This is a genomic window from Glycomyces sp. TRM65418, from assembly GCF_019710475.1.
Classification (GTDB): Bacteria; Actinomycetota; Actinomycetes; order Mycobacteriales; family Micromonosporaceae; genus Glycomyces.
In genome coordinates this window covers 408,092-432,067 of the sequence record NZ_JAJFAX010000001.1, presented here as the reverse complement: position 1 = coordinate 432,067, position 23,976 = coordinate 408,092, and the positions used below count along the sequence as shown (strand labels likewise).

Below are 23,976 nucleotides of genomic sequence, written 5' to 3'. Positions count from 1 at the left end.
GGGGATATGTGGCATGTGATGTGGTGCTGCCGAGCGGGTGTCGAGTCTGCCTTTCTGGGTATGTGACGCGTGATGCGCTATTGGGAGTTGCCTGCGCCGGGATGTGGCGATGGGCACGAGTGAAGCCGCCACGCAGCGTCGCGGCGGCTGGGGTCGTGTGAAGAGCCGGGCGGCGCCCGGCTCGCGCGGTGCGGTGCCGGGTTCAGCCCGGGAGCATGGCGCTGCGGACCTCGACCAGGAGTTCCCGCATCGAGTGCTCGGCGTCGGCGGATCTGCCGGCCGCCACCGCGTGGGCGACCGCTTCGTGGAGGTCCAGGGCCTGGGGGACCGGCTTGTGGGGCATGAGGCCCAGTTGCGTGCGGCCGCGGAGGACGGCGGCGACCACGTCGGACAGCGCGCCGAACATCTCGTTCCCGCTGGCCTGCAGGAGCAGCGCGTGGAACTCCACGTCCCGTTCCATGAACTCGGTCAGCTCGCCCGCCTCGCCGAGGCGGCGCAGGGTTCCGGCCAGTTCGACGACGCGCGATCGCTGCGCGACGGTCGCGGCGCGGGCGGCCGCGCCGGCGGCGAGCGGTTCGACCGCGATGCGCAGTTCGGTGAGGGTGCGCAGCTGCGCGCCCCGTCCGGGGCCGGCGAGCCGCCACCAGATCACCTTGGGGTCGAAGACGTTCCAGTCCGCGATGGGCCGCACCGTGATGCCCACGCGGCGACGCGAGCGGACCAGGCCCATCGATTCGAGGATGCGCATCGTCTCGCGGGCGACCGTGCGGGAGACGCCGAAGCGCTCCTGGATGCCGTCGAGAGTGAGCACGTGCCCGGCGGGGAGCTCGCCGGAGGCGATCTCCGTGCCGAGCTCGTCCAGCACGGGATCGTGGAGCCCCGTTGCGGTCGGATTGCGCCTGTCGCCCATGTCGGCATCCTATCCGGGCCGCGTTTGCGCGCTCGTATAAATGGTGTTACCTTTCCGTTCAATAGATACTACCTTTCGATGAGGAGGGGTCCATGTCGACGACCAGCCTGGTGGTCATGGGAGTCTCGGGCTCGGGCAAGAGCACCGTCGCACTCATGCTCGCCGCCCGACTCGGCTGGCCGATGGCCGAGGCCGACGAGTTCCACTCCCCGGCCAACATCGCCAAGATGGAGGCGGGCATTCCGCTCACCGACGTGGACCGCGAGCCCTGGCTCCTGTCGCTGCGCGACTGGATCAGCGAGCACGACGCCGCAGGGCAGTCCACTGTGGCCACCTGCTCGGCGCTGAAGCGCTCCTACCGCGACCTCCTGCGCGGCGCGACCTCCCGCGTGCACTTCGTCCACCTCGCCGGCGCCCGCGACGTCATCGCCGCCCGCCTCGGCGGCCGCAGGGGCCACTTCATGCCCGCCAGCCTCCTCGACTCCCAATACGCCGATCTCCAGCCGCTCGGCCCCGACGAGGACGGGATCACCGTCGACGTCGAGGCCACGCCCGAGGAGATCGTCGACGAGGTCTGCGACGACCTCGAACGCCGACGCCCGGCGTGAACGAGCCCCCCGTAAAGCAAAGGAGCTTTCCCCCATGGAAATGGACTGGACACCGACCCTCGGAGCGGGACCGCTCCTGGGCATAGCGGCGGGCGCGGTGGCGCTCCTGCTCGTCCTCATCATCTGGCTGCGCGTCCACGCCTTCCTCGCGCTGATCACCGTCTCGGTCCTCACCGCCTTCGCCACCGGCATCCCCGCCGAGTACGTCATCCCCACCCTCACCAGCGGCTTCGGCGCCACGCTCGCGAACGTCGCCCTCCTGGTGGGCCTCGGTGCGATGCTCGGCCGCCTCGTCGAGGTCTCCGGCGGCGCGAAGGCGCTGACCGACATGCTCATCGCGAAGTTCGGCGAAGACCGCGCCCCGCTCGCCCTGGGCGTCGCGTCCCTGATCTTCGGTTTCCCGATCTTCTTCGACGCCGGGCTCGTCGTCATGCTGCCCATCATCTTCGCGGTCGCCCGCCGGCTCGGCGGCGGCGTCCTCAAGTACGCGCTGCCCGCCGCCGGCGCCTTCTCCGTGATGCACATCTACGTGCCCCCGCACCCCGGACCGGTCGCCGCGAGCACGCTCCTGGGCGCCGACGTCGGCCTCGTCGTCGCGCTCGGCCTCCTCATCGCCATCCCCACCTGGTACGTCACCAGCTACCTGTACGGCCTCTGGGTCGGCAAGCGCATCGAGCTGCCCGTCCCCGACGTCCTGTCCGGCGGCCCGCAGGTCGAGGACCCCGAGGACCCGCCCAAGGCCCGCACCGTCATCCTGCTGCTGCTCCTGCCGCTCGCGATGATCTTCATCGACACCGGGCTCAACACCGCCGGCTCGGCCGGCTGGGTCGACGCCGACGCCACCTGGTTCAACGTGGCCCGCGCGGTCGGCGCGACCCCGATCGCCCTGCTCGTCACCGTCTTCGTCGCCAGCTACGTGCTCGGCGCGCGCCGCGGGCGCACCCGCACCTGGGTCGAAGACCTGCTCAACAACGCCCTCGGCCCGGTCTGCGCGATCATCCTCATCACCGGCGCGGGCGGCATGTTCGGCGGCGTGCTGCGCGCCAGCGGCATCGGCGAGGCGCTCTCCGACGGGCTCTCGGACATCGGACTGCCGGTCATCGCGGCCGCCTTCCTCATCGCGACCGCCCTGCGGGTCGCCCAGGGTTCGGCGACCGTGGCCCTGACGACCGCGGCGGGCCTGGTCCAGCCGATCGTCGCCGGAGGCGGCTACAACGCCGTCGAACTCGCCTCGATCGTCCTCGCCATGTCGGCGGGCTCGGTCATGGCCAGCCACGTGAACGACTCCGGGTTCTGGCTCGTGGGCCGCTTCCTCGGCATGGACGTCAAGACCACGCTGAAGACCTGGACGGTCATGGAGACCACCATCGGGCTCATGGGCTTCGCGCTGGCGAGCCTGGCCTTCGCACTGGCCGGTGCCGCCTGACCGGCGGCTGAGGGAACCGGTCGTCGCGGCGGTCGGCGGGACGCAAGGGGGTCCCGCCGACCGCTTTTTCCGTGCCCGCTCGGCAGCCGAAACCGCAAGGCGGCGATCCAAGAGTGATCTGAAACACGGCGTTCGGATCGTCCGAAGTCTTGCGGCGGCCGCGACGGCGATTATCATCGTACGTTGTACAGAGTAATCGCGCGGCCGGAGCGACACGATCGCCGCCCCGGCCGCGGCGACAGAAAGGCACCGATGACGAGCGCCATTCCCGATCCGAACACGCTGCACCCCATGCCGGACTTCCCGCGGGTCGTCTTCCTCAGGCCGCTCGTGAAGGACCCGAGGATCGAGGTCGGCGAGTACACCTACTACGACGATCCCGACGCGGCCGAGGAGTTCGAGACCCGGAACGTGCTCTACGCCTACGGGCCGGAAAAACTCGTGATCGGCAGGTACTGCGCGATCGCGACCGGCACGCGGTTCATCATGGCCGGGGCGAACCACCTGATGAGCGGCGTCTCGACGTTCCCGTTCACCATCTTCGGCGGCGAGTGGGCCGAGCGCACCGCGGATCTGATGCAGGGCGCCCCGAGCCGCGGCGACACGGTGGTCGGCAACGACGTCTGGATCGGCTACAACGCCCTGGTGATGCCGGGCGTGCGCATCGGCGACGGCGCGATCGTCGCCGCCGGCGCGGTCGTGACGGCCGACGTGGAGCCCTACACGATCGTCGGCGGCAACCCGGCGAAGCCGGTCAAGCGCCGCTTCGACGAGGCCGACACCGCGCGGATGCTCGACGCCGCGTGGTGGGACTGGCCCGTCGAGGCCGTGACCGAGCACGCGCGCACGATCATGTCCGGCACCCCGGCCGACATCGCGGCCGTGGCCGCCACCCTGCGAGCGAAAGGCGCCATCTGATGAGAACCGTCGAAGTCGCCAAGGGCGCGTACGGCATCGCCTTCGGCGCGGACGGATCGACCTGGTTCACCGTCGCCGAGGGCGCCCAGGTCGGGCACGTGGAGGACGGCGGTGAGCCGGTCTACCACCGGCTGGAGGCCGGATCGCAGCCGACGGTCGTCACCGTCGCACCGGACGGCGCGGCCTGGTTCACCGAGTACAAGGCCGACCGGATCGGTCGGATCGGCGCGGACGGAGAGCTGACCGCGATCCAGCTCGGGGAAGGCGCGGGGCCGTACGGCATCGCGACGGACCGCTCGGGAGCGGTGTGGTTCACCGAGACCGCCACCGACCACATCGGGCGGATCGCCCCGGACGGGGAGCTGACCCGGTTCGCGATCCCGCACCGGGGCGGCTTCCCGTCGGCCATCGCGGCCGCGCCCGGGGGCCGCATGTGGTTCACGCTCAACGCCGCCGCGTCGGTCGGGCACGTCGACGCGGACGGGGCGGTCACGGTGATCCCGCTCGAATGGGACGGGGCCGCGCCGGTCGGCATCGCCGCGGGCGTGAGCGGCGTCTGGTTCGCCGACATCATGGGGGACCGGATCGGCCGCATCGACGCGGACGGCACGGTCAGCGCCTTCGCGTTGAGCGAGGGCGCGAAGCCGCACGCCGTGGCGGTCGACGCCGAGGGCGGCTGCTGGTTCACCGAGTGGGGCGGCAACCGCCTCGGGCGCGTGAGCCTCGACGGCGAAGTGAGCGGCTGGGACCTGTCGGAGGCCGGCAGCGAACCCCACGGCCTGGCGATCGCCCCGGACGGCACGGTCTGGACCGCACTGGAATCCGGTCGCCTCGCGCGCATCGCGCGTTAGCGCATCAGCACCCGAGGGGCGGCCCGCGGCGCGGGCCGCCCTCCGGCCGTCGCGTCCACGGCGGGCGGGCGACGCGCCGCCGATGCGCGGAACGCTATCCGCGGGCCATGCGCCTGACGGCGAGCTCGGCCAGGAGGGCCGCGCCGTCGGCCAGGACGCCGTCGTCGAAGGCGGCCCTGGGGGAGTGGTTCGACGCCGCCTCGTTCGGGTCGTCCTTGATCGTCGCGCCGTAGAACATGTAGCTGCCGGGCACCGCCTGGAGCACCCGCGAGAAGTCCTCCGAACCCATCACCGGGTTCGGCATCTCCGTGTACCGCTCCCCGCCGAACAGGTCCTTCACCGTCGCCTCCACGAACGCCGCCTCGTCCGCGTCGTTGACCGTCGCCGGGTATTCGCGGTCGAACCGCACCTCCGCCGACAGGCCGTGCGCGGTCGCGATGTCCTCGGCGAGCTGCACCGACTCCTTCTCCACCTGCGCGAGCGCCTCCTCGGAGAAGGTCCGCACCGTGGCCTCGAACCGCGCGTTGTCGGGGATGATGTTGTGCCGCGTCCCGGCGTGGAAGGTCCCGACGGTGATGACGATCGGCTCGAACACGGAGAACCGCCGCGTGATGAGGTTCTGCAGCGCCGTGACGATCTCCGCGGCGACCGGGATCGGGTCCAGTGCCGTGTGCGGGCGCGAGCCGTGCCCGCCCTTGCCGACCACGTTCACGAACAGGCCCGAGGACGCGGCCATCATCGGCCCCGGCCGGGTGGTGAACACCCCGCGCGGCACCATGTCCGAGATGACGTGCAGCCCGTAGGCCGCGTCGACCTTGCGGCCCGCGGCCTCCAGCACGCCCTCGGCGATCATGTGCCCCGCGCCGTCGAAGCCCTCCTCGCCGGGCTGGAACATGAACACCACGTCGCCGGACAGCTCGGCCTGATGCGCCGACAGGAGCTTCGCCGCGCCGACGAGCCCGGCGGTGTGCAGATCGTGGCCGCAGGCGTGCATGGTGCCCACATGCTCGGAGACGTAGTCGACGGCGGTCTCCTCGGTCACGGGCAGGGCGTCCATGTCGCCGCGCAGCAGCACGGCCGGTCCCGGCCTCCCGCCCCGGAGGACCGCGGTGACGGCGGTCGAGGTCCGGCCGAGCGTGATCTCCAGCGGCAGGCCCGCCAACGCGGCGAGGACGGCGGCCTGCGTCTTCGGCAGGTCGAGTCCGATCTCGGGGATCCGGTGGAGTCGGCGGCGCAGTGCGATCAGCTCGGGCGCGATCGCGGCGGCCTCTTCCCGAAAGTCCATGTGCGCTCCTGGGGCGTATTGGGTGCTGGTCTCCTAGCCGGGCGGTCAGCCCGCCTGGTGAACGCAATACTGCCACGTCCGCGTCGCGCGCCGGCAGGCATCGCCCCGGAGTCGGGAGCGGGACGGTCGGGCCGGGGCGGTGTCGTCGAGGCCGCGCCGCAGCAGGTTCCGCCAGTCGTCGGCGCCCACGGCGGTCCGTCCTTCGAAGCGCACGCTCGCGAAGGGATCGGCGCCCCCAGGAAGGCGGCCCGCCGCGGTGAGCGGTCGTCGTCGAGGCGGCCGCCGGACCGCCCGCGATATAGCGGCGGCGCCGCGGGCCCTCGGCCCGCGGCGCCGTGCTCCCTGCGGTGTTCAGAAGACCGGGGCGCCCTCGCGGGTGAGGATCCAGTCCACCGAGGCGAACTCGGCCGGGTCCAGCGCGCCCTTCGCGGTCACCCACTCGATGATCCGGGTGCGGATCTCGATCGACTCGCTCCACAGCTCCTCGGCGGCCGCGACGTGCGGGAAGTTGCCGCCGCCGTTGGCGCGGTAGTTGTTGACCGCCAGCACGAACCGCTGTGCATCGTCCACCTCGGCCCCCGCGTGCTTCAGGTTCGCGATGCGCGAACCCGCCGGTTCGGCGATGTCGATCTCGTACGTGAAGCCCGAGACGTAGTCGTAGTTGTAGTCGGGCCGGTCGCCCGCGTTCGTGATCGCCGCCGGGTCCGCGGTCGCCTCCGCGGCGGTCCGCACGAAGTACTCGGCCGAGTATTCGAGGTAGTCGCGGATCTGCGCGCCCGTCATGAGCTTCGCGGCCAGCGTGTTGTCGTAGATGTAGAGGCTCGACAGGTCCTTGATCCGCACGTCCCCGGCGGGGATGAGCGAGGTCCGCGAGAACGGCGACGCCTGCGCGACCACGGGCAGGTCGGCGTGCTCGGTGCCCGCCAGCGCGGCCTTCACCGTGTCCTCCTGGACCTTGGTGATCAGATCGATGATCGGCTCGTCCTTGTAGCGGGCCTCGGCGGTGTCGAGGTCGATCACGGCCCGGCCGACGACCTGGTTCACGTAGGCGACGACCTCGTCGTGCTCGTCGGTGAGGATCTGGGCGATGCGCTCGTCCTCCTCGACCTCGTTCGAGTCGAGGAGGGAGGCCTTGACCGACTCCACCTTCCATTCGCCGCGCTCCAGGACGAGTTCGAAGTCGAACAGGGTGAGGCGCTGGCCGTAGCAGAGGGGGTTGGAGAGGACGACCTCGTGGCCGTCGGGGTCGGCGACGCGCATCTCCTCGATCTCGGCGTGGGCGTGGCCGACGAGGATCGCGTCGATGCCGCTGACCTGCCGGGCGACGAGCGCCGAGGCGTTCTCGACGCCGAGGCCCGCAGCGGTGTCGTAGGCGGAGGCGCCGGAGGTGCCCGAGTGGGCGGAGATGACGACGACGTCGGCGCCCATCTTCTTCAGCTTCGGTACCCAGTGCGCCGCTTCGGTTTCGAGGCTCGGGAACTCGAGGACGCCGTCGACGTAGGCCTTGTCCCAGACGGCGACGCCGGGGGTGCACAGGCCGAGGACGGCGACCTTGACGTCTTCGCCGCAGTCGGTGCGCAGGCGGACCATGTGGTAGGGCGGGAAGGCGGGCTGCTGCGTCTCGACGTCGATCGCGTTGGCGGCCAGGAGCGGGAAGTCGAGTTGGGACTCGAATCGGCGGAGGGTGTCGAGGCCGTAGTTGAACTCGTGGTTGCCGAGGGCGGCGGCGTCGTAGCCGATCTCGTTCATGGACCGGGCCATGGGGTGGACGGGGCCGGCCGGGGCGGCGATGGGGTCGACGCGGGCGTAGTAGTAGGCCAGGGGCGTGCCCTGGATGGTGTCGCCGGAGTCGATGAGGATGGTGTTCTCCCGGCCCTCGGCTTCGCGGACCTGCCTGACGAGGGTGGCGATGCGGGCGATGCCGCGGGTGTTGCCGGCGGCGTCGCTGTACTCCCTGTCGGCGAAGTAGTCCCAGTTGAAGACGTTGCCGTGGAGGTCGGTGGTCCCCATGACGGTGAAGGAGTAGCGCTTGGGCTGCTCGGCCGCGGCGGCCGATGCCCCGAGCAGGGTTCTGCGGTCGGCGGACATGGTCGCTCCTGTCTCAGCACCGAGGTATTCGAGGAATGATCGTGGATTGTGGCACCCGTTTCCCGGTGTCATCCCATGACCCCATCTTGAACGACGGGTGGCCGTGCCGGAACGATTCGGCGCGAACGGATCTGCGGAAACGGAGGAGCGGCCGTGCGGCGGCGGGGCAGTAGCATCTGGGGATGATCTGCGTGTACGGCGCCGGGAGCATCGGCTGCTACGTCGGCGGCAGGCTCGCGGCGGCCGGCGCGGACGTCGTCCTGGTCGGCCGCGAGCGCCTCGCCCGCGAGACCGCCGCCCACGGTCTCACCCTCACCGATCTGCGCGGCGCCGAACTGCATGTGCCCGAGCCGGACTACGCGACCGTCCCCGAGGCCGCCGCCGGGGCCGACCTGGTGCTCGTCACCGTCAAGTCCGCGGCCACCGCCGCGGCGGCGCAGGGGCTGGCCCCGCACCTCGCGCCGGGCGCGGTCGTCGTCAGCCTCCAGAACGGGCTGCGCAACGCCGCCGTCCTGCGCGAGCATCTGCCGGAGGCGGTCGTCCTGCCGGGCATGGTCGCCTTCAACGTCGTCCACCTCGGCGAGGGCCGCTTCCACCAGGGCACGGTGGGGGAGGTGGCCGTCCAGGACCATTCCGCGCTCGACGCGCACGCGACCGCGTTCGCGAACGCCGGGCTGCCCCTGGCCCGCCACGCCGATCTCACCGGCGTGCAGGCCGCGAAGCTCCTGCTGAACCTCAACAACCCGGTCAACGCGCTCTCGGGACTGCCGCTCAAGACCCAGCTCTCGCAACGGGACTACCGCCGCTGCCTCGGGATCGCCGTCCGGGAGGCGCTCGAGGTCTTCCGGGCCGCGGGCATCCGCCCCGCCAAGACGGCCGGGCTCGACTCGCGCCTGCTGCCGCTCCTGTTCGGCCTGCCCGACGCCGTGTTCACCCGCGCCGCCGCGAAGATGCTCGCCATGGACCCGCTCGCGCGGTCCTCGACATGGGACGACCTCGAAGCGGGCCGACCCACCGAAGTGGACTACCTCAACGGCGAGATCGCCGCGCTCGCGGCCGAGCGCGGCCGCACCGCGCCCGTCAACGAGCGCCTCGCCGCCCTCGTCCACGCCGCCGAGGCGGGCGGGCGCCGCGACTGGTCGGGCCCCGAGCTCCTCGGCGAGGTCCGCCGTGCCAGGAGCGCCGCGGCGGGTCGGCCCGGCCGTACCCCGAACCGTGGTACTTTATCGGTCAACTAACGCGATAGGCAGGAAGAACGCTATGAAAACGCTCGCGATCCCCGGGGCCGGCCCGCGTCCCTCGAACGTCGTCCTCGGCCTGATGCGCATCGCCGAGATGACCGACGAGGACATCCGCACCCTCTACGGCGCGGCCCGCGACGCCGGCATCAACGTCCTCGACCACGCCGACATCTACGGCCCGCCCCGACACGGCTGCGAGGCCCGCTTCGGCCAGGCCGTCAAGCTCGCCGCCGCCGAACGCGAGCAGGTGATCATCCAGTCCAAGGTCGGCATCCGCCACCCCTTCTTCGACTTCTCGAAGGAGCACATCCTCACGAGCGTCGACGAGTCGCTCGCGGCGCTGAACACCGACTACCTGGACGTCCTGCTGCTGCACCGGCCCGACACGCTCATGGAGCCCGAAGAGGTCGCCGAGGCCTTCGACGCGCTCGAGGCCGCCGGGAAGGTCCGCGCCTTCGGCGTCTCCAACCACACCCCGCTGCAGGTCGAACTGCTCAAGACCGCCGTGCGGCAGCCGCTGCTCTACAACCAGGTGCAGCTGTCGATCACGCATTCGCCGCTCATCGCCCAGGGCGTCGCCGCGAACATGGCCGGCCAGGACCAGGCGATCGACCGCGACAACGGGCTGCTGGAGTACTCGCGGATCAACAAGATGACCCTCCAGGCCTGGTCGCCGTTCCAGAAGGGCTTCTTCGACGGCGTCTTCCTCGGCGACCGCGAGCACTACGCCGAGCTCAACGACATGCTCGACGACCTGGCCGCGAAGTACGACGTGACCCCCACCGGGATCGCGGTCGCCTGGATCACCCGCCACCCGGCGGACATGCAGGTCGTCCTCGGCACCACGAACCCGACCCGCGTCGCCGAGTCCGCCGCGGGATCCGAGGTCCCGCTCACCCGCGAGGAGTGGTACAAGCTCTTCATCGCCGCCGGCCACCTCGTCCCCTAAGGACAATCCTGGCCGGGCCGCCCCCGCGCGGTCCGGCCTCACGCCTCCGGCACCGGGAGGTCGAGCCGGAACCGGCAGCCCTCCTCCGCGTCCAGCAGCGTGACGTCACCGCCGTGGGCCTGTGCGATCTGGCGGGCGATCGGCAGCCCCAGGCCCGTGCCCGGGGCCCGGTCGCCCCGCCAGAACCGCTCGAAGACCCGGTCCCGTTCGACCGCGGGGACGCCCGGGCCCGCGTCGGCGACGAGCACGGCGATCGTCCCCGCCGAGCGCTCCACCGCGACCGCCACCGCCGTGCCCGCCGGGGCGTGCTTGACGGCGTTGTGGACCAGGTTCGCGACGGCCCGCCGGATGCTCGGGCCGTCCACCGGGGCCTCCGCCGGCCCCCCGCGCAGCTCCAGCCGCACCGACCGCGACGCGGCGAACGCGCCCACCTCCTCGAACACCTCGCGCACCAGCGCGGTCACGTCCGTCGGCCGCCGGTCGATCACCCGGGCGCGGCCGCGCGCGTCCACCAGCAGCTCGCCCACGGCGTCCCGCAGGCGCTCGGCCGCGTTCCGGCTGCGCTCCAAGCCCTCCCGGTACAGGTCCAGGTCCGGTTCGGGGTGGCGCAGCAGCACGTCCGCGCCGGTGATGAGCACCGCCAGCGGGGTCCGCAGCTCGTGGCTGGTCTCCTCGACGAGCCGCCGCTGCACCTGCGCCGACCGCTCCAGGCGGTCGAGCATGGCGTCGAACGCGGCGGCGAGGCCGATCGCCTCGGTCGTCCCGTGCGCGGTGCCCACCCGCAGGCTCAGGTCGGCGGCCTCGATCCGCTCGGCCGCCTCGCGGATCCGCTCGAAGGGGCGCACCGCCCGGCCCGACCACCACCACGCGAGCGCCGCGGTGACCGGCAGCAGCGCGAGCACCGTGAACACCGCCCAGGGCGTCGGCTCGATCCCGGTGGAGGCGACCACGTGCTCCGTCCCGTCCGGCGCCACCCGGCTCTCCTCCGAGCGGTTGAGCATGGTGACGGCGAAGACCAGCAGCACCGGCAGGTAGATCGCCAGCGACCCGGTGAGCGCGAGGCGGACCCGCAGCGACCCGATCACGGCGACTCCCGCAGCACGTAGCCGACGCCGGTGACGGTGGTGATCGGGCCGGGTTCGCCGAGCTTGCGGCGCAGGCGGCTGAGGATCACCCGCACCGAGGCGGTGAACGGGTCGGCCTGCGCGTCCCACACGTGCTCCAGCAGCTCCTCGGCGCTGACGGCGCGCCCCGGGTGGTGCATGAAGTAGCGCAGCATCGAGAACTCCCTCGGGGTCAGGTCCAGGGCCTCGTCGCCGCGCCAGGCCCGGTGCGCGGCCGAGTCGAGCCGCAGGTCCCCGACGTGGAGGACGGCGTCGAGGACGTCCGAGCGCCGCGAGAGCGCCCGCAGCCGCGCGGCCAGCTCCTGGAAGCTGAACGGTTTGACCAGGTAGTCGTCCGCGCCCGCGTCCAGGCCCGCGACCCGGTCCTCCACGGCGTCGCGCGCGGTGAGCACGAGCAGCCGCCGGGGCCGGCGCAGCGCCGGGTCCGCGCCGAGGCGCCGCAGCAGCGCCAGGCCGTCGCCGTCGGGCAGGCCCAGGTCGAGGCAGGCCACGTCGAAGTCGTTGCCGCACAGCAGCTCTTCGGCGTCGGCGCAGGTGGTCGCCAGGTCGACGGCATAGGCCTCGTTGCGCAGGCCCATCGCGATCACCGGGCCCAGGTCGCGGTCGTCCTCGACCAGCAGGATGCGCACGGCGTCTCCCCTCAGGCGGTGCGGCGGGCGTCGACCGCGCCGTCGGGTCCGGTCACGGTCATCAGGTCGTCCTGGAAGGACACCTCGACCGCGGCCTCCGCGGCGATCGGCTCGTCGGGACGGTACTCGCCCTCGCCCATGGGCACCAGCGTAAACGCGGGCGGTCCGGCGTCGTACTCCAGCGCCGCGATCTGGCCCTGGTCGTCCAGGGCGTACCACACGAGCATGTCGCCGTCCTCGCCGTGGACGCGCACGTAGGTGCGCAGTTCACCGTCCTCGTCGGCGGTCCCGGCGAGGTCGACGCCGGTGATGGGGCCGATCTCGGCCTCGATCGCGTCGCGTTCGGCGCGGCCGACGGCGGACTCGCCGTCCAGGAGGGCGAGGACGGCGTCCTCGTGGGCGGCGGCGTCCTCGACCGTGAAGTCGTCGGAGCCGAACATCGCGGCCACGGCGTCGGCGCCCTCGGCGGTGACGAGGAGGCCGTCGTCCTCGGCGGCGACTGTGAGCGTCGAGCCGGAGTCGAGCGCGTAGACGCCCGCGCGCGCCTGGAGTTCGGCCGGGTCGACCTCGGCCCGTTCATCGGGGACCGCCATCGGCTCGCCCGTGACGACGGCCGGGAGGAGCACTTCCAGGAGTTCGTCCGGCAGGACCTCGTCGGTGTTGCTCGCGATCGCGATGGTCGTGGCGGTCTCCGGCAGCCAGACCGTGACCGCGCTGTGGCCGGTGTCGCCGCCGCCCCCGGAGGCGGCGATGACGGGGACGCCGAGCAGCTCCGGGTCGATCGACACCCAGCCGGGGAGCTCGGTGGTGCCGTCCCCGTGGTCGAAGCCGGTGCTCATGAGCATGTCCACCGCTTCGGGCGAGAGGAGCTCACCGGTGAAGAGAGCCGCGGTGCCGGCGCCGAGCTCGGCGGCGGTCATCGCCAGGTCGCCGTTGCCGGCCATGGCCCAGTGCGGTCCGGCGAAGCCGCCCGTCTCCGGCGCGGGCTCCCCTTCCGTGTAGCCGATCGCGCGCGGCCCCGCCGGGGCCGGTTCGCCGTCCCAGAACCCGCCCATGTGCCCGCTGTCGAGCGTGAGGATCTGCTCGTCCAGGTACTCCCGGTAGGACGAGCCGGACTGCTCGTCGATGATGAGGGCCAGGAGCGAGTAGCCGGCGTTCGAGTACAGGTAGTCGGTGCCGGGCGGAAACGCCGACTCCAGGGCGCTGATGGCCGCTATCGCCTCGTCGCGGTCCAGCGGCCGGTGGTCGGCGCCGTGGGAGCCCTCGATGCCGCTCGTGTGCAGCAGCAGCTGCTCCACGGTGGCCTCGGCGGCGGGACCGCCGAGACCGGGCAGGAGGTCGCCCGCCCGGTCGTCGAGGGCGAACGCGTCCGCGTCCACCAGGTCGAGGATCGCCGCGGCGGTGAACGCCTTGCTGACCGAGCCGATGCCGAACACCGTCGCATCGGTGTTCGCGGTCCCGGCCGCGACGTCGGCCGAGCCGAACGCGGCCCGGCAGTAGCGGCCGCCGCCCTCGATCGCCACCGTCCCGCTGAACCCGACGTCGGCCCACTGGCCCAGCGCGGCCAGGAGCTCGGGTTCGCAGCCGGCCGCCCGGTCGGGCTGGTGGGATTCAGCGGAGGTGTAGCACGCGGACGCGAGCATCGCCGCCGCACAGATGAGAGAACCGTTGAGAGAGATGCGCTTCATGGGCCGAACGGTAGGGCCCGGGCCGTGAACCGGGTGTAAACGATCGGCATGGAGTCGGCCCTGCTGGGTAGTTCCAGATGGTGACGCTCATTTCAGGACAGCCGAAGTCGTACTGGATGGCCTCCACGGAGGCGGCCTTCCATCCGCCTGCCTCCGAGGACCTCTCGACCGACGTCGCCGTCGTCGGCGGGGGCATCGCCGGGCTCTGCACCGCCTGGGAGCTCGCGCGCGCCGGCCGCTCCGTCACCCTCCTGGAGGGCGGACGGGTCGCCGCCGGGGTCACCGGGCACACCACCGCGAAGCTCACCGCGCAGCACGGGCTCATATACGGCCCCCTGAGCGAGTCCTTCGGGGCCGAGACGGCACGGCAGTACGCGACCGCCCAGACCGAGGCGATCGAGCACGTCGCCGCCACGGCCGCCGAGCTGGGCGTCGACTGCGAACTCGAACGCGTCCCCGCCTACGCCTACACCCACACCGACGAGGGCCTCGCGGGCATCACCGCCGAGGCCGACGCCGCCTCCGCGGCGGGCCTGGACGCGTCCTTCACCGTCGACACCGGTCTGCCCTTCCCCGTGGCCGGGGCCGTCCGCGTCGAGAACCAGGCGCAGTTCCACCCCCGCCGCTACCTGCTCGCGCTCGCCGACGACTTCATCGCCCGAGGCGGACGGATCTTCGAGGGCTCCCGCGTCGCCGACATCGACTTCGAAGCGACCCCCCACGTGCTGCGGCTCGGCAGCGGCATCGAGATCCGCGCGCTCGAAGTCGTCGTCGCCACCCACTACCCGATCGTCGACCGGGTCCGGCTCTTCGGCCGCCTCTCCCCGCACCGCGAAGCGGTCGTCGCCGCGCCCATCGCCGCCGAGGCCGACCCCGGCGGCATGTACTGGACCGCCGAGGGCAACACCCGGTCGGTGCGCACCGCGCCCCTGCCGGACGGGCGGCGGCTCCTCATCGTCACCGGCGAGGCCTTCACGCCCGGCAGCCCCGACGTGACCGGCCGATTCGAACGGCTCGCCGCCTGGGCCGCCGAGCGCTTCGGCCTCACCGAAGTCGGCCACCACTGGGCCGCGCAGGACAACCACACCACCGACCGCCTGCCCTACATCGGCCGCCTGCCCGGCACCGAACGCGCCTACGTCGCCACCGGATTCGGCGGCTGGGGCATGACCAACGGCGTCGCCGCCGGACGCCTCATCGCCGGACTCGTCGCCGGCGAACCGCCCGCATGGAGCGAGCTGTTCGACCCCGCCCGCGTCCACCCCGGCCGGGAGGCCGTCCGGTTCGCCTCGTTCCAGAAGCAGGTCGTCGGCCACTTCGTGGGCGACCGGATCGCCGCGCGCCGGACCGAACTCGACGACGTCGGCCCCGGCGAGGGCGCGGTCGTGCACGTCGACGGCGAGAGCCTCGCCGTCCACCGCGGCGAGGACGGGCGGCTCCGGACGCTCTCGGCGAAGTGCACCCACCTCGGCTGCATCGTCGGCTTCAACGACGCCGAACGCACCTGGGACTGCCCCTGCCACGGCTCGCGCTTCGATCTCGACGGCAGCGTCATCGAAGGCCCGGCCACCGCGCCCCTCGAGCGGAAGGACCCCGAGTGACGGGTCTGTTCCCCGGCTTCGGCGAATGGGACCTGCCCGTCGCACCGGGCGTCGCGCTCCACGGCCGATCCGGCGGCGCCGGCCCGGCCGTCCTGCTGCTGCACGGCCACCCGCGCACCCACGCCACCTGGCACCGCGTCGCCCCCGCCCTCGCCGCCGAGGGCTTCACCGTCGTCTGCCCCGACCTGCGCGGGTACGGCCGCTCCGCGAAACCCGAACCCGACCCCGAGCACCGCGTCTACTGCGACCGCACCATGGCCGCCGACCTGACCGCCCTCATGAGCGCCCTCGGCCACGACCGCTTCGCCGTCGCCGGCCACGACCGCGGCGCGTACGTGGCCTACCGGACCGCCCTCGACGCCCCCGACCGGGTCGCCGCCCTGGCCGTGTGCGACGGCGTCCCCCTGATCGAGGCCCTGGAGCGCGCCGACGCCGACTTCGCCGCCGCCTGGTGGCACTGGTTCTTCTTCGGTTCCTCGCCGCACGCCGAACGCGTGATCACCGCCGACCCGCTCGCCTGGTACCGGCCCGACGAATCGCGCATGGGCCGCGAGAACTACGCGGACATGGTCGCGGCCGTCACCGACCCGCGGACCGTGCGGGCCATGCTGGAGGACTACCGCGCCGGACTCACCGTCGACCGCGAGCACGACGCCGCCGACCGTGCGGCCGGTCGCCGCATCACCGCCCCGGTCCTGGCCATGTGGTCGCGGCACGACGACATGGAGCGGCTCTACGGCGACCCGGCCGCGATCTGGAAGCCGTGGTGCGAACGGCCGGTGCAGACCGCCGTGATCGACTCCGGGCACCACATGGCCGAGGAGGCCCCCGGCGAGGTCGCCGCCGCGCTCACCGCGTTCCTCAGCGGGCGTTGAGCAACGCCGCATCGGCGTCGCCCTCGGCCCAGGGCGCCGAGTCGGGGAAGTCCGCGTCGGCGGTCGGCAGCCCGACGCGGCGTTCGGCCGCCGCGCTCAGGCGCGGGGGAGATCCAGCAGCACGACCTCGCACCGGTAGTGCTGCGAGGCGGTCATCGGGCCCCGGAACCACAGCAGCGGGGTCCGCGACGGGTCGCCCGGCGCCACGATCGGCCGCAGATTGTCCACCTCGGAACTCTCGGTGACCGGCGTCCACGCCCAGAAGGCCCCCGCGGCCGCGGCGCGGCCGTGGAAGATCTCCCGATGCGCCAGCGCCGAGCCGTCCCGCGGGTCGATCGGCGTCGAGACGAACACCGAGCCGAGGTCGTACGGGTCGATCGCCGCCAGCCCCGTGTAGTCCTGCTCGTGCGGCATCAGGCCGGGCCCGGCCTTCGCCAGCTCGTTCACGGTCCACTCGCCGCCGGGCGACATGCGCGCGTAGAAGAACCTCAGGTCCGGCGCGGCCTCGCCGCGGTCCAGGTCCAGTTCGTCCTCGCCCGCGCGGGAGGTCAGGACCGCCGCGACCGAGCCGTCGGCGCCGGTGCGGATGTCGGTGGTCCAGCAGTGCGACATCCGCTCGCCGCCCCACCGCGAGCCCGCCGCGAGCACCGTCGTCAGGTCCGCCTGCGTCGGCGCGTCGCCTTGCAGCGCTGCGGGGTCGAGCACGCTGCCGTCGCTGCGGCGAAGCGCCCCGTCCTCCAGGTAGCCGTGGTAGACCGAGTTGTCGAAGTCCCGCGGGTGGTGGTCGGTGGTCACCAGGTCGATCCGGTCGCCGTTCGCGGCGTACCGCGTGTAGCCGTTGACGTAGCCGACCTTCGGCCTGGTGAAGAGCTTCCCCGCGTACGCCCAGGTCTCGCCCTCGTCGTCGGAGACGAGCGCGCACTGGTCGTCGTTGACCGCGCGGGCGAAGCAGTACAGCCGCCCGCCCATGGCGCGCAGGTTCGAGTACGTGACGCCGCGGCCGCCGGTGAACGGGCTCCAGTCGAAGGTCCGCTCGGGGCCCCACCGGGTCGGGTCGCCCGGCTCCGAGATCCGCCAGCGCGTCAGGTCGTCGCTCTTGTGCTTGGTGTAGACGGCCAGCCAGCGGCCGTCCGAGCGGCGCCACAGGGCGGGCACGTCGTGGTCGTCCACCTCCATGCGCTCGTGCAGCACGACCACCGTGGAGGCGCCCGAGCGCAGGTCCACCACGGACAGCTCGACGTTCCCGGAGCGGGCCTCGCCGCCCGGTCCCTCGGCGGCCGCGATCGAACCGGCCACGAGCGTCTGCGTCTCGGGGTCGACGAGCGCCCGCTCGTCCTGGAACCAGCACCACGCGCCGTTGTCGTTGACGACGATCGGTTCGGCGGGACCTGATGGGTGCACGGGGGCCTCCTTCGGCGGGGATGCATTGACGTCCGACACTATCTGAAAGCGGTATCCAGTCGCGAGCCGGTTTCGACCGCGCCTTTCGGACTGCCACCAAAGATGCAGGCCCGCCCGCGAACCTCACTCCCGCGGCCGACGCGGCCGCACCCGCCGCGTTCCTACGCTCAGAGCATGGACCTCGCCCTCGCCGCCTCGCTGGCCGCGCTCGCGCTCATCGACTCGACCAGCTTCGGCACGCTGCTCATCCCCGTCTGGCTCCTCCTGGCCCCCGGCCGCGTGCGGGCCGGCCGGATGCTCGTCTACCTCGGCACCATCGTCGTCTTCTACTTCCTCGTCGGCATGGCGATCGTCCTGGGCGCCACCACGTTCATCGACGACATCGGCGCGCTCCTGAACACCCGCCCCGCCTCCTGGGTGCAGCTCTTCATCGGCGTCGGCCTGTTCGCGCTGAGCTTCCGCTTCGACTCGAAGAAGCGGACCAAGGAGGGCGGCCGGCTGTCGCGCTGGCGCGAACGGGCCCTCGGGATCGACGCGGACGCCAAGGACGCGGCGGAGGGCGGGACGAGCACCCGCGCCTCGGTGCTGCCGCTCGCGGGCCTCGCCCTGACCGCGGCCTCGATCGAGGTCGCGACGATGCTGCCGTACCTGGCGGCCATCGGGATGGTCGCCTCCGCCGGCCTCGGCGCCGGCCCGACCACCCTGACCATGGCCGGGTACTGCCTCGTGATGGTGCTGCCCGCGCTGGTGCTCCTGGCCGCCCGGCTCGCGGCCCGCAACGCGATCGAGCCGCTGCTGGTGAAGATCAACGACTGGATGGTCAAGCACGCCGCCAGTACCACCGGCTGGGTGCTCGGCATCGTCGGCTTCCTCGTGGCCCGCGACGCGGCCGTGCGACTGGACCTGCTGGAGTTCGCCCTCCGCCTCTGACGAAGCGCGGCGCCCCGGCGGGAGTCCCGCCGGGGCGCCGCCGTGTCAGCAGCCGATCCGCTCGGGACCGAAGGCGACGTCGTCGTACCAGAGGGTGTCGGCGTCGTCGCCGTAGCTCTCCCAGCCGAGCCGCAGGTCCGCCAGGTCCGGGTTCCAGCCCGACTTCGCGAGCCACTGCGCGTCCACGTCGTGGGTCGGCGCCCCGTCCACGACCAGGCCCTCGACGAGCGCGCCGTCGACCCAGGTGGCGAGGTTCCCGCCCTGGATCCGGAACTCCACGCACGTCCAGGTCCCCACCGGCAGCGGCTCGCTCAGCGCGACCCCGGCCGGGCTCTGCGCCGGCAGGGTCGCGTCGTCGGACTCGCGGTTCCACTGGAGCGCGCCGTTCTGGCCGCCCAGGCGCAGGTCGGTCCCCGCGTCGGCGCGGTCCTCCATGGCGATCATCGTGGTGTGGTTCTGCGGCTGCGGCGTGGTGTGCCGCATGTAGACGCGGAACCACTCGGCGTCGGCGGGCAGGTCCCGGCCGATGAAGACGTGGTTGCAGTAGGTCGCGCCGCCCTCGACGCGGATCGAGGTGTCACCGCTGCGGGCGACCGCCGTGTCCACCGCGACGATGCCGGTGCCGGTGCAGTCGTTCGCGCCGACCGTCCAGTCCCCGCCGGGGACGGCGCCGGCCTGGTCCTCGAAGTCGTCGCAGACGGCACCGGTCGGGCAGTCGGCCGGCGGGCCCGTGGTCGGGTCCTCGCTCGGCGTCTCGGTGGGTTCCTCGCTCGTGGTGGGCTCCTCGGCGCCGCAGCCGATCCCGTCGAGCGTGAACGCCGCGGGCGCCGCCGCGCCGCCGGAGACGACGAGCCCGAACAGCTCCCGGGTCTGCCCGGCCGCCACGCTCGCGTTCCAGCCGACGTCCGAGCCGGTGAAGGCCTGCCCGGACTGGCCCCATTCGACGTTCCAGGCGCTCTGGACCGCGGCTCCGACCGGCAGGTCGAATCCGATCGTCCAGCCGTTCACCGCCTCGGTCCCGGCCGTGAGCGAGACGGCGGCCTGGTGGCCGCCGTTCCAGGAGCTCACGACGGTGTAGTCGATCGATTCGCAGGCGTCGGCGTGCGCCGGGCTCGCCGCGACCGCGCCGATCGTCCCCGCGGCGAGCGCCGCACAGGCGGCGGCGACGGCCGCGAACCTCCGCGGCCGGTTTCGCATGGCTCGCATGCACTGTCCTCTCAGGCTGGGTCCGCACCACCCAACCGCCGGCGGACATGACTTATACATCGACGTTTACGAATATAGCCGCAAACCGGTCGCAAAGGGGAGCGGGCCGGACTGGTCAGGAATCGAGAAGCCCCGTCGCCCTTCGCGGCCATACCGTTGCGCACATGAGCAAGCGGAACACGTCCGTGAAGCGCACGATGCTGAAGGAGTCCACCATGACCGCCACCGGGATCCGGACCGTCACCCTCGAAGTCGAGGACACCGCCGCGGCCGAGGCGTTCTACGCCGCCGCCTTCGACCTCGGCGCGGACGGCCGGCTGCGCGTGCGGCCCGCCAAGGAGCCGAGCACCGGCTTCCGCGGCTACGCCCTCTCGCTCGTGGTCGCCCAGCCGGGCGACGTCGACAGTTTCGTGGCGACCGCGCTCGACGCGGGGGCCGCCGCGGTCAAGCCCGCCGAGAAGAGCCTCTGGGGCTACGGCGCCGTCCTGCGGGACCCGTGGGGCGCGATCTGGAAGATCGCCACCTCCAAGAAGAAGGACGGCGGCCCGGTCGTCCGCGAGGTCGAGGAGGTCAACCTCGGGCTCGGCGTCGCCGACGTCGCCGCGACCAAGCAGCTCTACATCGACCGCGGCATGAAGGTGGCGAAGAGCTTCGGACGCAAGTACGTCGAGTTCGAGGCGCCCGAGAACGGCGTGTCGCTCGGGCTCTACAGCCGCAAGTTCATCGCCAAGAGCGCCTTCGTCGACCAGGAGGGCTCCGGCTCGCACCGGATCGTCATCGGCGGCGACCTCGGCGCCTTCACCGACCCCGACGGCTTCGAATGGGAAGCCGTCTAGACGCGGGGAGGCCGGTGTCCGCCCGCCCCGGCCGCGGATGAGGAGGGCCCGCGCCGGACCGGTCGCCGGCGCTGAGCGCTCCACCGTGGAGGCCGGCGCGGGTGACGTACCCGGCAGCTCCGCTCCCGCCTGGGACGCCGCCGCCGCCCGCGCCTGTTAGCGTGGCCGCAACACCACGCGAACGGAGCAACGCACATGGCACGACGCGCATTGGCCGCACTCGCGATCGGCGCCCTCCTGGCGCTCTCGGCGTGCAGCGAAGAGGGCATCGACCTGCCGGTCGACTCGCCCACGCTCTCGGACTGGGAGTCGTCCCTCGACGAGCTCGCCTCCGAGTTCCCCACCGACCTCGCCTCCGAACTGTGGGAGATCGTCCCCGACATGAGCCCGCAGGACCTGCTCGACAACGCGCGGGAAGTGTGCCAGAAGGCCGTGGACAAGCAGGACGAGGAGCAGCTCGCCCGCGACGCCGCCGAGCTCTTCGGCGTCGAGGAGGCCGAGGGCCCCACGATCGTGGAGACCATCCGGCCGCACTGCGACGCCATCGGCTAGGCCCGCAAGGCCCTCTGCGGGTGATCCGCGGCTCGCTCGCGTGGCCCGCGACGCGCCGGCGGGCGCCTGCGGCCCGGTTTCCGCATCCGGAGTGGCATCGCATGGTCCGGGCATTGGGTTTATGACGCTCCGGCCGGTTACCGTTGAGGTATGAACTACCGTTACCTGTCCCCTGCCGAGGCGACGGCCGTCGTCGATTCCAAGTATCCGAAGGCGCAGCGCCTCCCGGCGCTGTCGGATCTGCTCGACGGCGACCTGCTCTGGGAGCGGGAGGACCGGATCCTGGTGTTCCTGGTGGACGCCTGGATCGACGGCACGGGGTACGGGCGGCGCCTGCACACCTGCGCCGCTTGGAACGTCGTCGGCGACAGCGACCTCGCCTTCGGCTTCTCCAAGGCCTCCAAGAAGGCCGACCCGGAGCTCGTGACGGCCGCCGCCGACGAGATCCTCGACATGATCTCCGCCGGGGTGGCCGCCGCCGACGACGCCGCGGCGGCGGTCGCGATCACCGCGGTCCTCCACAGCGGGCTGGCCGAGTCGCCCTCCCGCAAGCCCATGTTCGCCGCGCTCCGGTCCCGCCAGGCCATGCGCATGCCCGCGATCTGAGACCGGCCGGAGCCGTGCCCTGAGCGGTACGGCCGTCGCTTCCGGTTGCCGTGAGGCCCCGGCGGGGAGACCCGCCGGGGCCTCAGGCGTTCCCGGACCCCGACGATAAGTCGAACACCACTGTTTGATTTATGGAGCGAACGCGGTTACGCTAAAACTCGTACATACATGTTCGAGTTAAGGAGTGATCGTGTCCGCGATCCACCACCCCGAGCCCGCCGCCCCGGTCGCGCCGCCGCTCCCGCGGCCCCGCCTCATGCTGGCGCTGCTGTGCACCGCCCAGGCGATGCTCATCATCGACATCACCGTCGTCAACATCGCGCTGCCCTCGATCGGCGCCGACCTCCGCCTCGACCGCGAGGCGCTCACCTGGATCGTCACCGGCTACACCCTGGTCTTCGGCGGCCTCATGCTGCTCGGCGGCCGGCTCGCCGACCTCTTCGGCCCGCGCCGGATGCTCGGGACCGGGCTCGCGCTCTTCGTCGCGGCCTCACTCGCCGCCGGACTCGCCCCGACCGGACCGGTCCTGCTCGGCGGTCGCCTCGTCCAAGGCCTCGGCGCGGCCCTCATGGCCCCCGCCATCCTGTCCACGGTCACCACCGTCTTCCACGGCGCCCGACGCCACCGCGCGCTCGCCCTGCTCTCGGCGATCGCCGGAGCCGGGGCCGCCGTGGGCGTCCTCGTCGGCGGGGTGCTCACCGCCGGGCCCGGCTGGCAGTGGATCTTCTACATCAACGTGCCCATCGGCGCGCTGATCCTGGTGCTCCTGCCCGCCCTGCTCCCCGCGGACGCCTCAGTCGCGCAGCGCGAGCGCCTCGACGCGCCCGGCGCGCTGCTCGTCACCGCCGCCACCGCCGCGCTCATCTTCGGCCTCGTCCGCGCGGGCGACCACGGATGGGCCTCCGCGACGACGCTCACCGCCCTGGCCGCCGCGGTCGTGCTCTACGCGGTCTTCGGCCTCGTCGAGCGGCGCACCGCCGCGCCGCTCATGCGCGTGGCGCTGCTGGCCCGCCGCACCGTCGTCACCGGCGCGTTCCTCATGCTCATGGCGACCGCGCTGCTGATCTCGTTCTTCTTCCTCGGCTCGCTGTACCTCCAGGACTTCGCCGCGTACTCGCCGCTGCGCACCGGCCTGCTGTTCCTGCCCGTCGCCGTCGCCACCACGATCGGCGCGCAGCTGGCCGGGCGCCTCATCGGGAGGCTCGGCCCCCGCCCGATCGCCGTGGCCGGCATGCTGCTCGCGGCCGCCGCCTCGGCCTGGCTCGCGATGCTGGAGACCGACAGCCAGGCGGCCACCGTGGTCGTCCCCGGACTCGCGTTGGGCGCCTTCGCCCTCGGGACCCTGTTCATCACCGCCAACGCGACGGCGCTCTCCCAGGTGGAACCGCAGGAGGCGGGCGTGGCCTCGGGCATGGTCACCACCTTCCACGAACTCGGCGGCAGCGTGGGCGTGGCGGTGATGTCGACCGTGGCCGCCGCGAGCATCGGGGTGAGCATCCCGACCCTCTCGGGCTTCACCGACGCGTTCCTCGTCTGCGCCGTGGCCGCCGGTGCGGCCGCCGTCGTCGCGCTGCTCCTGGTCCCGGGCGGGAAGGTCGAGACCGGCGGCGGCCCCCACGGCCACTAGCTACCCTTCAGGCATGGCCGACGGCAAGACCACCGCGTCGGCACGGCGGCCCAGCGGGCAGCGCCGTGCCGACGCCCAGCGCAGCATCGACAAGATCCTCGCCGCAGGACTCGAGCTCTACAGCTCCCGGCCCGGCGTGAGCGTCGCCGAGGTCGCCGAAGCCGCCGGGGTCGGGCGCGTGACCCTCTACGGGCACTTCCCCTCCCGCACCGAACTGGCCCAGGCCCTGATCGAGCGGGCGTTCGAGGAGACCGAAGCGGCCTGGCGGGACGTGGACACCTCGGGTGCGGCCGACGAAGCGCTCGCCCGGATCCTGCGCCGGCAGTGGAACCTCATGGAGCGCAACCGGAACCTGCGCGACAACGTCGTGGGCGACCTATCCCCGCAATGGCTGCGCGAACGCCACGACCCGATCCTGCGGCGGATCGAGGCACTCCTCACCCGCGGGCAGGACGACGGCGTCTTCCGCACCGACCTGCCCCTGTCGTGGATGGTCACGGCGCTGTACAGCCTCGTGCACGCCGCCTCCGACGAGATCTCCGCGGGCCGCCTCACCGCCGAACAGGCCCCGGAAGTCCTCGTCGCCAGCCTCGGGTCGCTGTACCGAGCCTGACGCCCGCGCCGT

At 72.6% G+C, this 23,976-nt stretch carries 22 protein-coding genes; 14 read left to right on the top strand and 8 right to left on the bottom strand.

All coding sequences use genetic code 11. The annotated features are described in order from the left end of the window. Nucleotides 1–202: 202 nt before the first annotated feature. Nucleotides 203–910 carry a FadR/GntR family transcriptional regulator gene (locus K3N28_RS01955; protein WP_228090792.1) on the bottom strand — a complete coding sequence of 236 codons (708 nt, stop codon included), beginning with the start codon at nt 908–910 and terminating at the stop codon, nt 203–205. Between the two features lie 92 nt (nt 911–1,002). Between K3N28_RS01955 and K3N28_RS01950 the strand changes: the two genes are divergently transcribed. The 4 genes from K3N28_RS01950 to K3N28_RS01935 all read left to right on the top strand — a co-directional run bounded on the left by K3N28_RS01950 (nt 1,003) and on the right by K3N28_RS01935 (nt 4,713). After that, nucleotides 1,003–1,518, top strand: coding sequence for a gluconokinase (locus tag K3N28_RS01950; RefSeq protein WP_228090791.1), 516 nt, complete (start codon nt 1,003–1,005; stop codon nt 1,516–1,518). A gap of 34 nt (nt 1,519–1,552) precedes the next feature. Further along, nucleotides 1,553–2,944, top strand: coding sequence for a GntP family permease (locus K3N28_RS01945; RefSeq protein WP_228090790.1), 1,392 nt, complete (start codon nt 1,553–1,555; stop codon nt 2,942–2,944). Between the two features lie 252 nt (nt 2,945–3,196). Continuing rightward, nucleotides 3,197–3,862 carry a CatB-related O-acetyltransferase gene (locus K3N28_RS23410; protein ID WP_228090789.1) on the top strand — a complete coding sequence of 222 codons (666 nt, stop codon included), beginning with the start codon at nt 3,197–3,199 and terminating at the stop codon, nt 3,860–3,862. Further along, a complete protein-coding gene (locus K3N28_RS01935) occupies nt 3,862–4,713 on the top strand; it encodes a virginiamycin B lyase (RefSeq protein ID WP_228090788.1) in 852 nt (283 codons plus the stop codon). Before K3N28_RS23410 ends, K3N28_RS01935 begins: the two co-directional genes overlap by 1 nt. A 94-nt stretch (nt 4,714–4,807) precedes the next feature. Here the strand turns inward: K3N28_RS01935 and K3N28_RS01930 are convergent, their stop codons facing one another. After that, entirely contained in the window at nt 4,808–5,998 is a 1,191-nt protein-coding gene (locus tag K3N28_RS01930; RefSeq protein ID WP_228090787.1) for a M20 family metallopeptidase, read from the bottom strand. Nucleotides 5,999–6,349: 351 nt separating this feature from the next. After that, nucleotides 6,350–8,086, bottom strand: coding sequence for a bifunctional UDP-sugar hydrolase/5'-nucleotidase (locus K3N28_RS01925; protein ID WP_228090786.1), 1,737 nt, complete (start codon nt 8,084–8,086; stop codon nt 6,350–6,352). 182 nt (nt 8,087–8,268) lie between these two features. Between K3N28_RS01925 and K3N28_RS01920 the strand changes: the two genes are divergently transcribed. Together K3N28_RS01920 and K3N28_RS01915 are read left to right on the top strand one after the other, a co-directional pair. Then, complete coding sequence (locus tag K3N28_RS01920) at nt 8,269–9,324, top strand: 2-dehydropantoate 2-reductase (protein WP_228090785.1); 1,056 nt, start codon at nt 8,269–8,271, stop codon at nt 9,322–9,324. 22 nt (nt 9,325–9,346) lie between these two features. Then, a complete protein-coding gene (locus K3N28_RS01915; RefSeq protein ID WP_228090784.1) occupies nt 9,347–10,276 on the top strand; it encodes an aldo/keto reductase family oxidoreductase in 930 nt (309 codons plus the stop codon). A gap of 38 nt (nt 10,277–10,314) precedes the next feature. Here the strand turns inward: K3N28_RS01915 and K3N28_RS01910 are convergent, their stop codons facing one another. The 3 genes from K3N28_RS01910 to K3N28_RS01900 are packed head-to-tail and all read right to left on the bottom strand — an operon-like array spanning nt 10,315 to nt 13,717. Next, the gene (locus K3N28_RS01910) at nt 10,315–11,361 is read right to left on the bottom strand and encodes an ATP-binding protein (protein WP_228090783.1); all 1,047 of its coding nucleotides are present in this window, start codon (nt 11,359–11,361) and stop codon (nt 10,315–10,317) included. Continuing rightward, complete coding sequence (locus tag K3N28_RS01905; protein WP_228090782.1) at nt 11,358–12,029, bottom strand: response regulator transcription factor; 672 nt, start codon at nt 12,027–12,029, stop codon at nt 11,358–11,360. The genes K3N28_RS01910 and K3N28_RS01905 overlap by 4 nt, the downstream gene beginning before the upstream one ends. A gap of 11 nt (nt 12,030–12,040) precedes the next feature. Next, nucleotides 12,041–13,717, bottom strand: coding sequence for a serine hydrolase (locus tag K3N28_RS01900; protein WP_228090781.1), 1,677 nt, complete (start codon nt 13,715–13,717; stop codon nt 12,041–12,043). Between the two features lie 77 nt (nt 13,718–13,794). Here K3N28_RS01900 and K3N28_RS01895 point away from each other — a divergent pair, with 77 nt between their 5' ends. Both K3N28_RS01895 and K3N28_RS01890 read left to right on the top strand, forming a co-directional pair. Further along, nucleotides 13,795–15,318, top strand: coding sequence for an FAD-dependent oxidoreductase (locus K3N28_RS01895; RefSeq protein WP_228090780.1), 1,524 nt, complete (start codon nt 13,795–13,797; stop codon nt 15,316–15,318). A gap of 5 nt (nt 15,319–15,323) precedes the next feature. After that, nucleotides 15,324–16,193: an alpha/beta fold hydrolase gene (locus K3N28_RS01890; RefSeq protein WP_374209667.1), complete on the top strand. Its 870-nt coding sequence runs from the start codon at nt 15,324–15,326 to the stop codon at nt 16,191–16,193. Between the two features lie 96 nt (nt 16,194–16,289). Here the strand turns inward: K3N28_RS01890 and K3N28_RS01885 are convergent, their stop codons facing one another. Beyond that, nucleotides 16,290–17,594, bottom strand: a complete 1,305-nt coding sequence (locus tag K3N28_RS01885; protein WP_228090778.1) for a BNR-4 repeat-containing protein — start codon at nt 17,592–17,594, stop codon at nt 16,290–16,292. 174 nt (nt 17,595–17,768) lie between these two features. Here K3N28_RS01885 and K3N28_RS01880 point away from each other — a divergent pair, with 174 nt between their 5' ends. Further along, nucleotides 17,769–18,524, top strand: a complete 756-nt coding sequence (locus K3N28_RS01880; protein WP_228090777.1) for a GAP family protein — start codon at nt 17,769–17,771, stop codon at nt 18,522–18,524. 45 nt (nt 18,525–18,569) lie between these two features. Here the strand turns inward: K3N28_RS01880 and K3N28_RS01875 are convergent, their stop codons facing one another. Beyond that, nucleotides 18,570–19,730 carry a cellulose binding domain-containing protein gene (locus K3N28_RS01875; RefSeq protein ID WP_228090776.1) on the bottom strand — a complete coding sequence of 387 codons (1,161 nt, stop codon included), beginning with the start codon at nt 19,728–19,730 and terminating at the stop codon, nt 18,570–18,572. Between the two features lie 164 nt (nt 19,731–19,894). Here K3N28_RS01875 and K3N28_RS01870 point away from each other — a divergent pair, with 164 nt between their 5' ends. From K3N28_RS01870 to K3N28_RS01850, 5 genes are all read left to right on the top strand, one after another. Next, nucleotides 19,895–20,566 (top strand): glyoxalase, encoded by a 672-nt coding sequence (locus K3N28_RS01870; protein WP_228090775.1) that lies wholly within the window; start codon nt 19,895–19,897, stop codon nt 20,564–20,566. Between the two features lie 195 nt (nt 20,567–20,761). Further along, the gene (locus K3N28_RS01865) at nt 20,762–21,118 is read left to right on the top strand and encodes a hypothetical protein (RefSeq protein ID WP_228090774.1); all 357 of its coding nucleotides are present in this window, start codon (nt 20,762–20,764) and stop codon (nt 21,116–21,118) included. Between the two features lie 150 nt (nt 21,119–21,268). Further along, nucleotides 21,269–21,724 carry a hypothetical protein gene (locus K3N28_RS01860; protein WP_228090773.1) on the top strand — a complete coding sequence of 152 codons (456 nt, stop codon included), beginning with the start codon at nt 21,269–21,271 and terminating at the stop codon, nt 21,722–21,724. A 190-nt stretch (nt 21,725–21,914) separates the two neighbouring features. After that, nucleotides 21,915–23,351, top strand: a complete 1,437-nt coding sequence (locus K3N28_RS01855) for an MFS transporter (RefSeq protein ID WP_228090772.1) — start codon at nt 21,915–21,917, stop codon at nt 23,349–23,351. 13 nt (nt 23,352–23,364) lie between these two features. After that, entirely contained in the window at nt 23,365–23,964 is a 600-nt protein-coding gene (locus K3N28_RS01850; RefSeq protein WP_228090771.1) for a TetR/AcrR family transcriptional regulator, read from the top strand. Nucleotides 23,965–23,976: the final 12 nt, after the last annotated feature.

What these genes read in the sequence shown, in the direction of transcription:
- K3N28_RS01870 (WP_228090775.1), top strand. Translation starts at nt 19,895, where the DNA reads ATGAGCAAGCGGAACACGTCCGTGAAGCGCACGATGCTGAAGGAGTCC.
- K3N28_RS01915 (WP_228090784.1), top strand. Translation starts at nt 9,347, where the DNA reads ATGAAAACGCTCGCGATCCCCGGGGCCGGCCCGCGTCCCTCGAACGTC.
- K3N28_RS01935 (WP_228090788.1), top strand. Translation starts at nt 3,862, where the DNA reads ATGAGAACCGTCGAAGTCGCCAAGGGCGCGTACGGCATCGCCTTCGGC.
- K3N28_RS23410 (WP_228090789.1), top strand. Translation starts at nt 3,197, where the DNA reads ATGACGAGCGCCATTCCCGATCCGAACACGCTGCACCCCATGCCGGAC.
- K3N28_RS01865 (WP_228090774.1), top strand. Translation starts at nt 20,762, where the DNA reads ATGGCACGACGCGCATTGGCCGCACTCGCGATCGGCGCCCTCCTGGCG.
- K3N28_RS01880 (WP_228090777.1), top strand. Translation starts at nt 17,769, where the DNA reads ATGGACCTCGCCCTCGCCGCCTCGCTGGCCGCGCTCGCGCTCATCGAC.
- K3N28_RS01850 (WP_228090771.1), top strand. Translation starts at nt 23,365, where the DNA reads ATGGCCGACGGCAAGACCACCGCGTCGGCACGGCGGCCCAGCGGGCAG.
- K3N28_RS01875 (WP_228090776.1), bottom strand. Translation starts at nt 19,730, where the DNA reads ATGCGAGCCATGCGAAACCGGCCGCGGAGGTTCGCGGCCGTCGCCGCC.
- K3N28_RS01955 (WP_228090792.1), bottom strand. Translation starts at nt 910, where the DNA reads ATGGGCGACAGGCGCAATCCGACCGCAACGGGGCTCCACGATCCCGTG.
- K3N28_RS01900 (WP_228090781.1), bottom strand. Translation starts at nt 13,717, where the DNA reads ATGAAGCGCATCTCTCTCAACGGTTCTCTCATCTGTGCGGCGGCGATG.
- K3N28_RS01945 (WP_228090790.1), top strand. Translation starts at nt 1,553, where the DNA reads ATGGAAATGGACTGGACACCGACCCTCGGAGCGGGACCGCTCCTGGGC.
- K3N28_RS01925 (WP_228090786.1), bottom strand. Translation starts at nt 8,086, where the DNA reads ATGTCCGCCGACCGCAGAACCCTGCTCGGGGCATCGGCCGCCGCGGCC.
- K3N28_RS01895 (WP_228090780.1), top strand. Translation starts at nt 13,795, where the DNA reads ATGGTGACGCTCATTTCAGGACAGCCGAAGTCGTACTGGATGGCCTCC.
- K3N28_RS01920 (WP_228090785.1), top strand. Translation starts at nt 8,269, where the DNA reads ATGATCTGCGTGTACGGCGCCGGGAGCATCGGCTGCTACGTCGGCGGC.
- K3N28_RS01950 (WP_228090791.1), top strand. Translation starts at nt 1,003, where the DNA reads ATGTCGACGACCAGCCTGGTGGTCATGGGAGTCTCGGGCTCGGGCAAG.
- K3N28_RS01930 (WP_228090787.1), bottom strand. Translation starts at nt 5,998, where the DNA reads ATGGACTTTCGGGAAGAGGCCGCCGCGATCGCGCCCGAGCTGATCGCA.
- K3N28_RS01860 (WP_228090773.1), top strand. Translation starts at nt 21,269, where the DNA reads ATGAACTACCGTTACCTGTCCCCTGCCGAGGCGACGGCCGTCGTCGAT.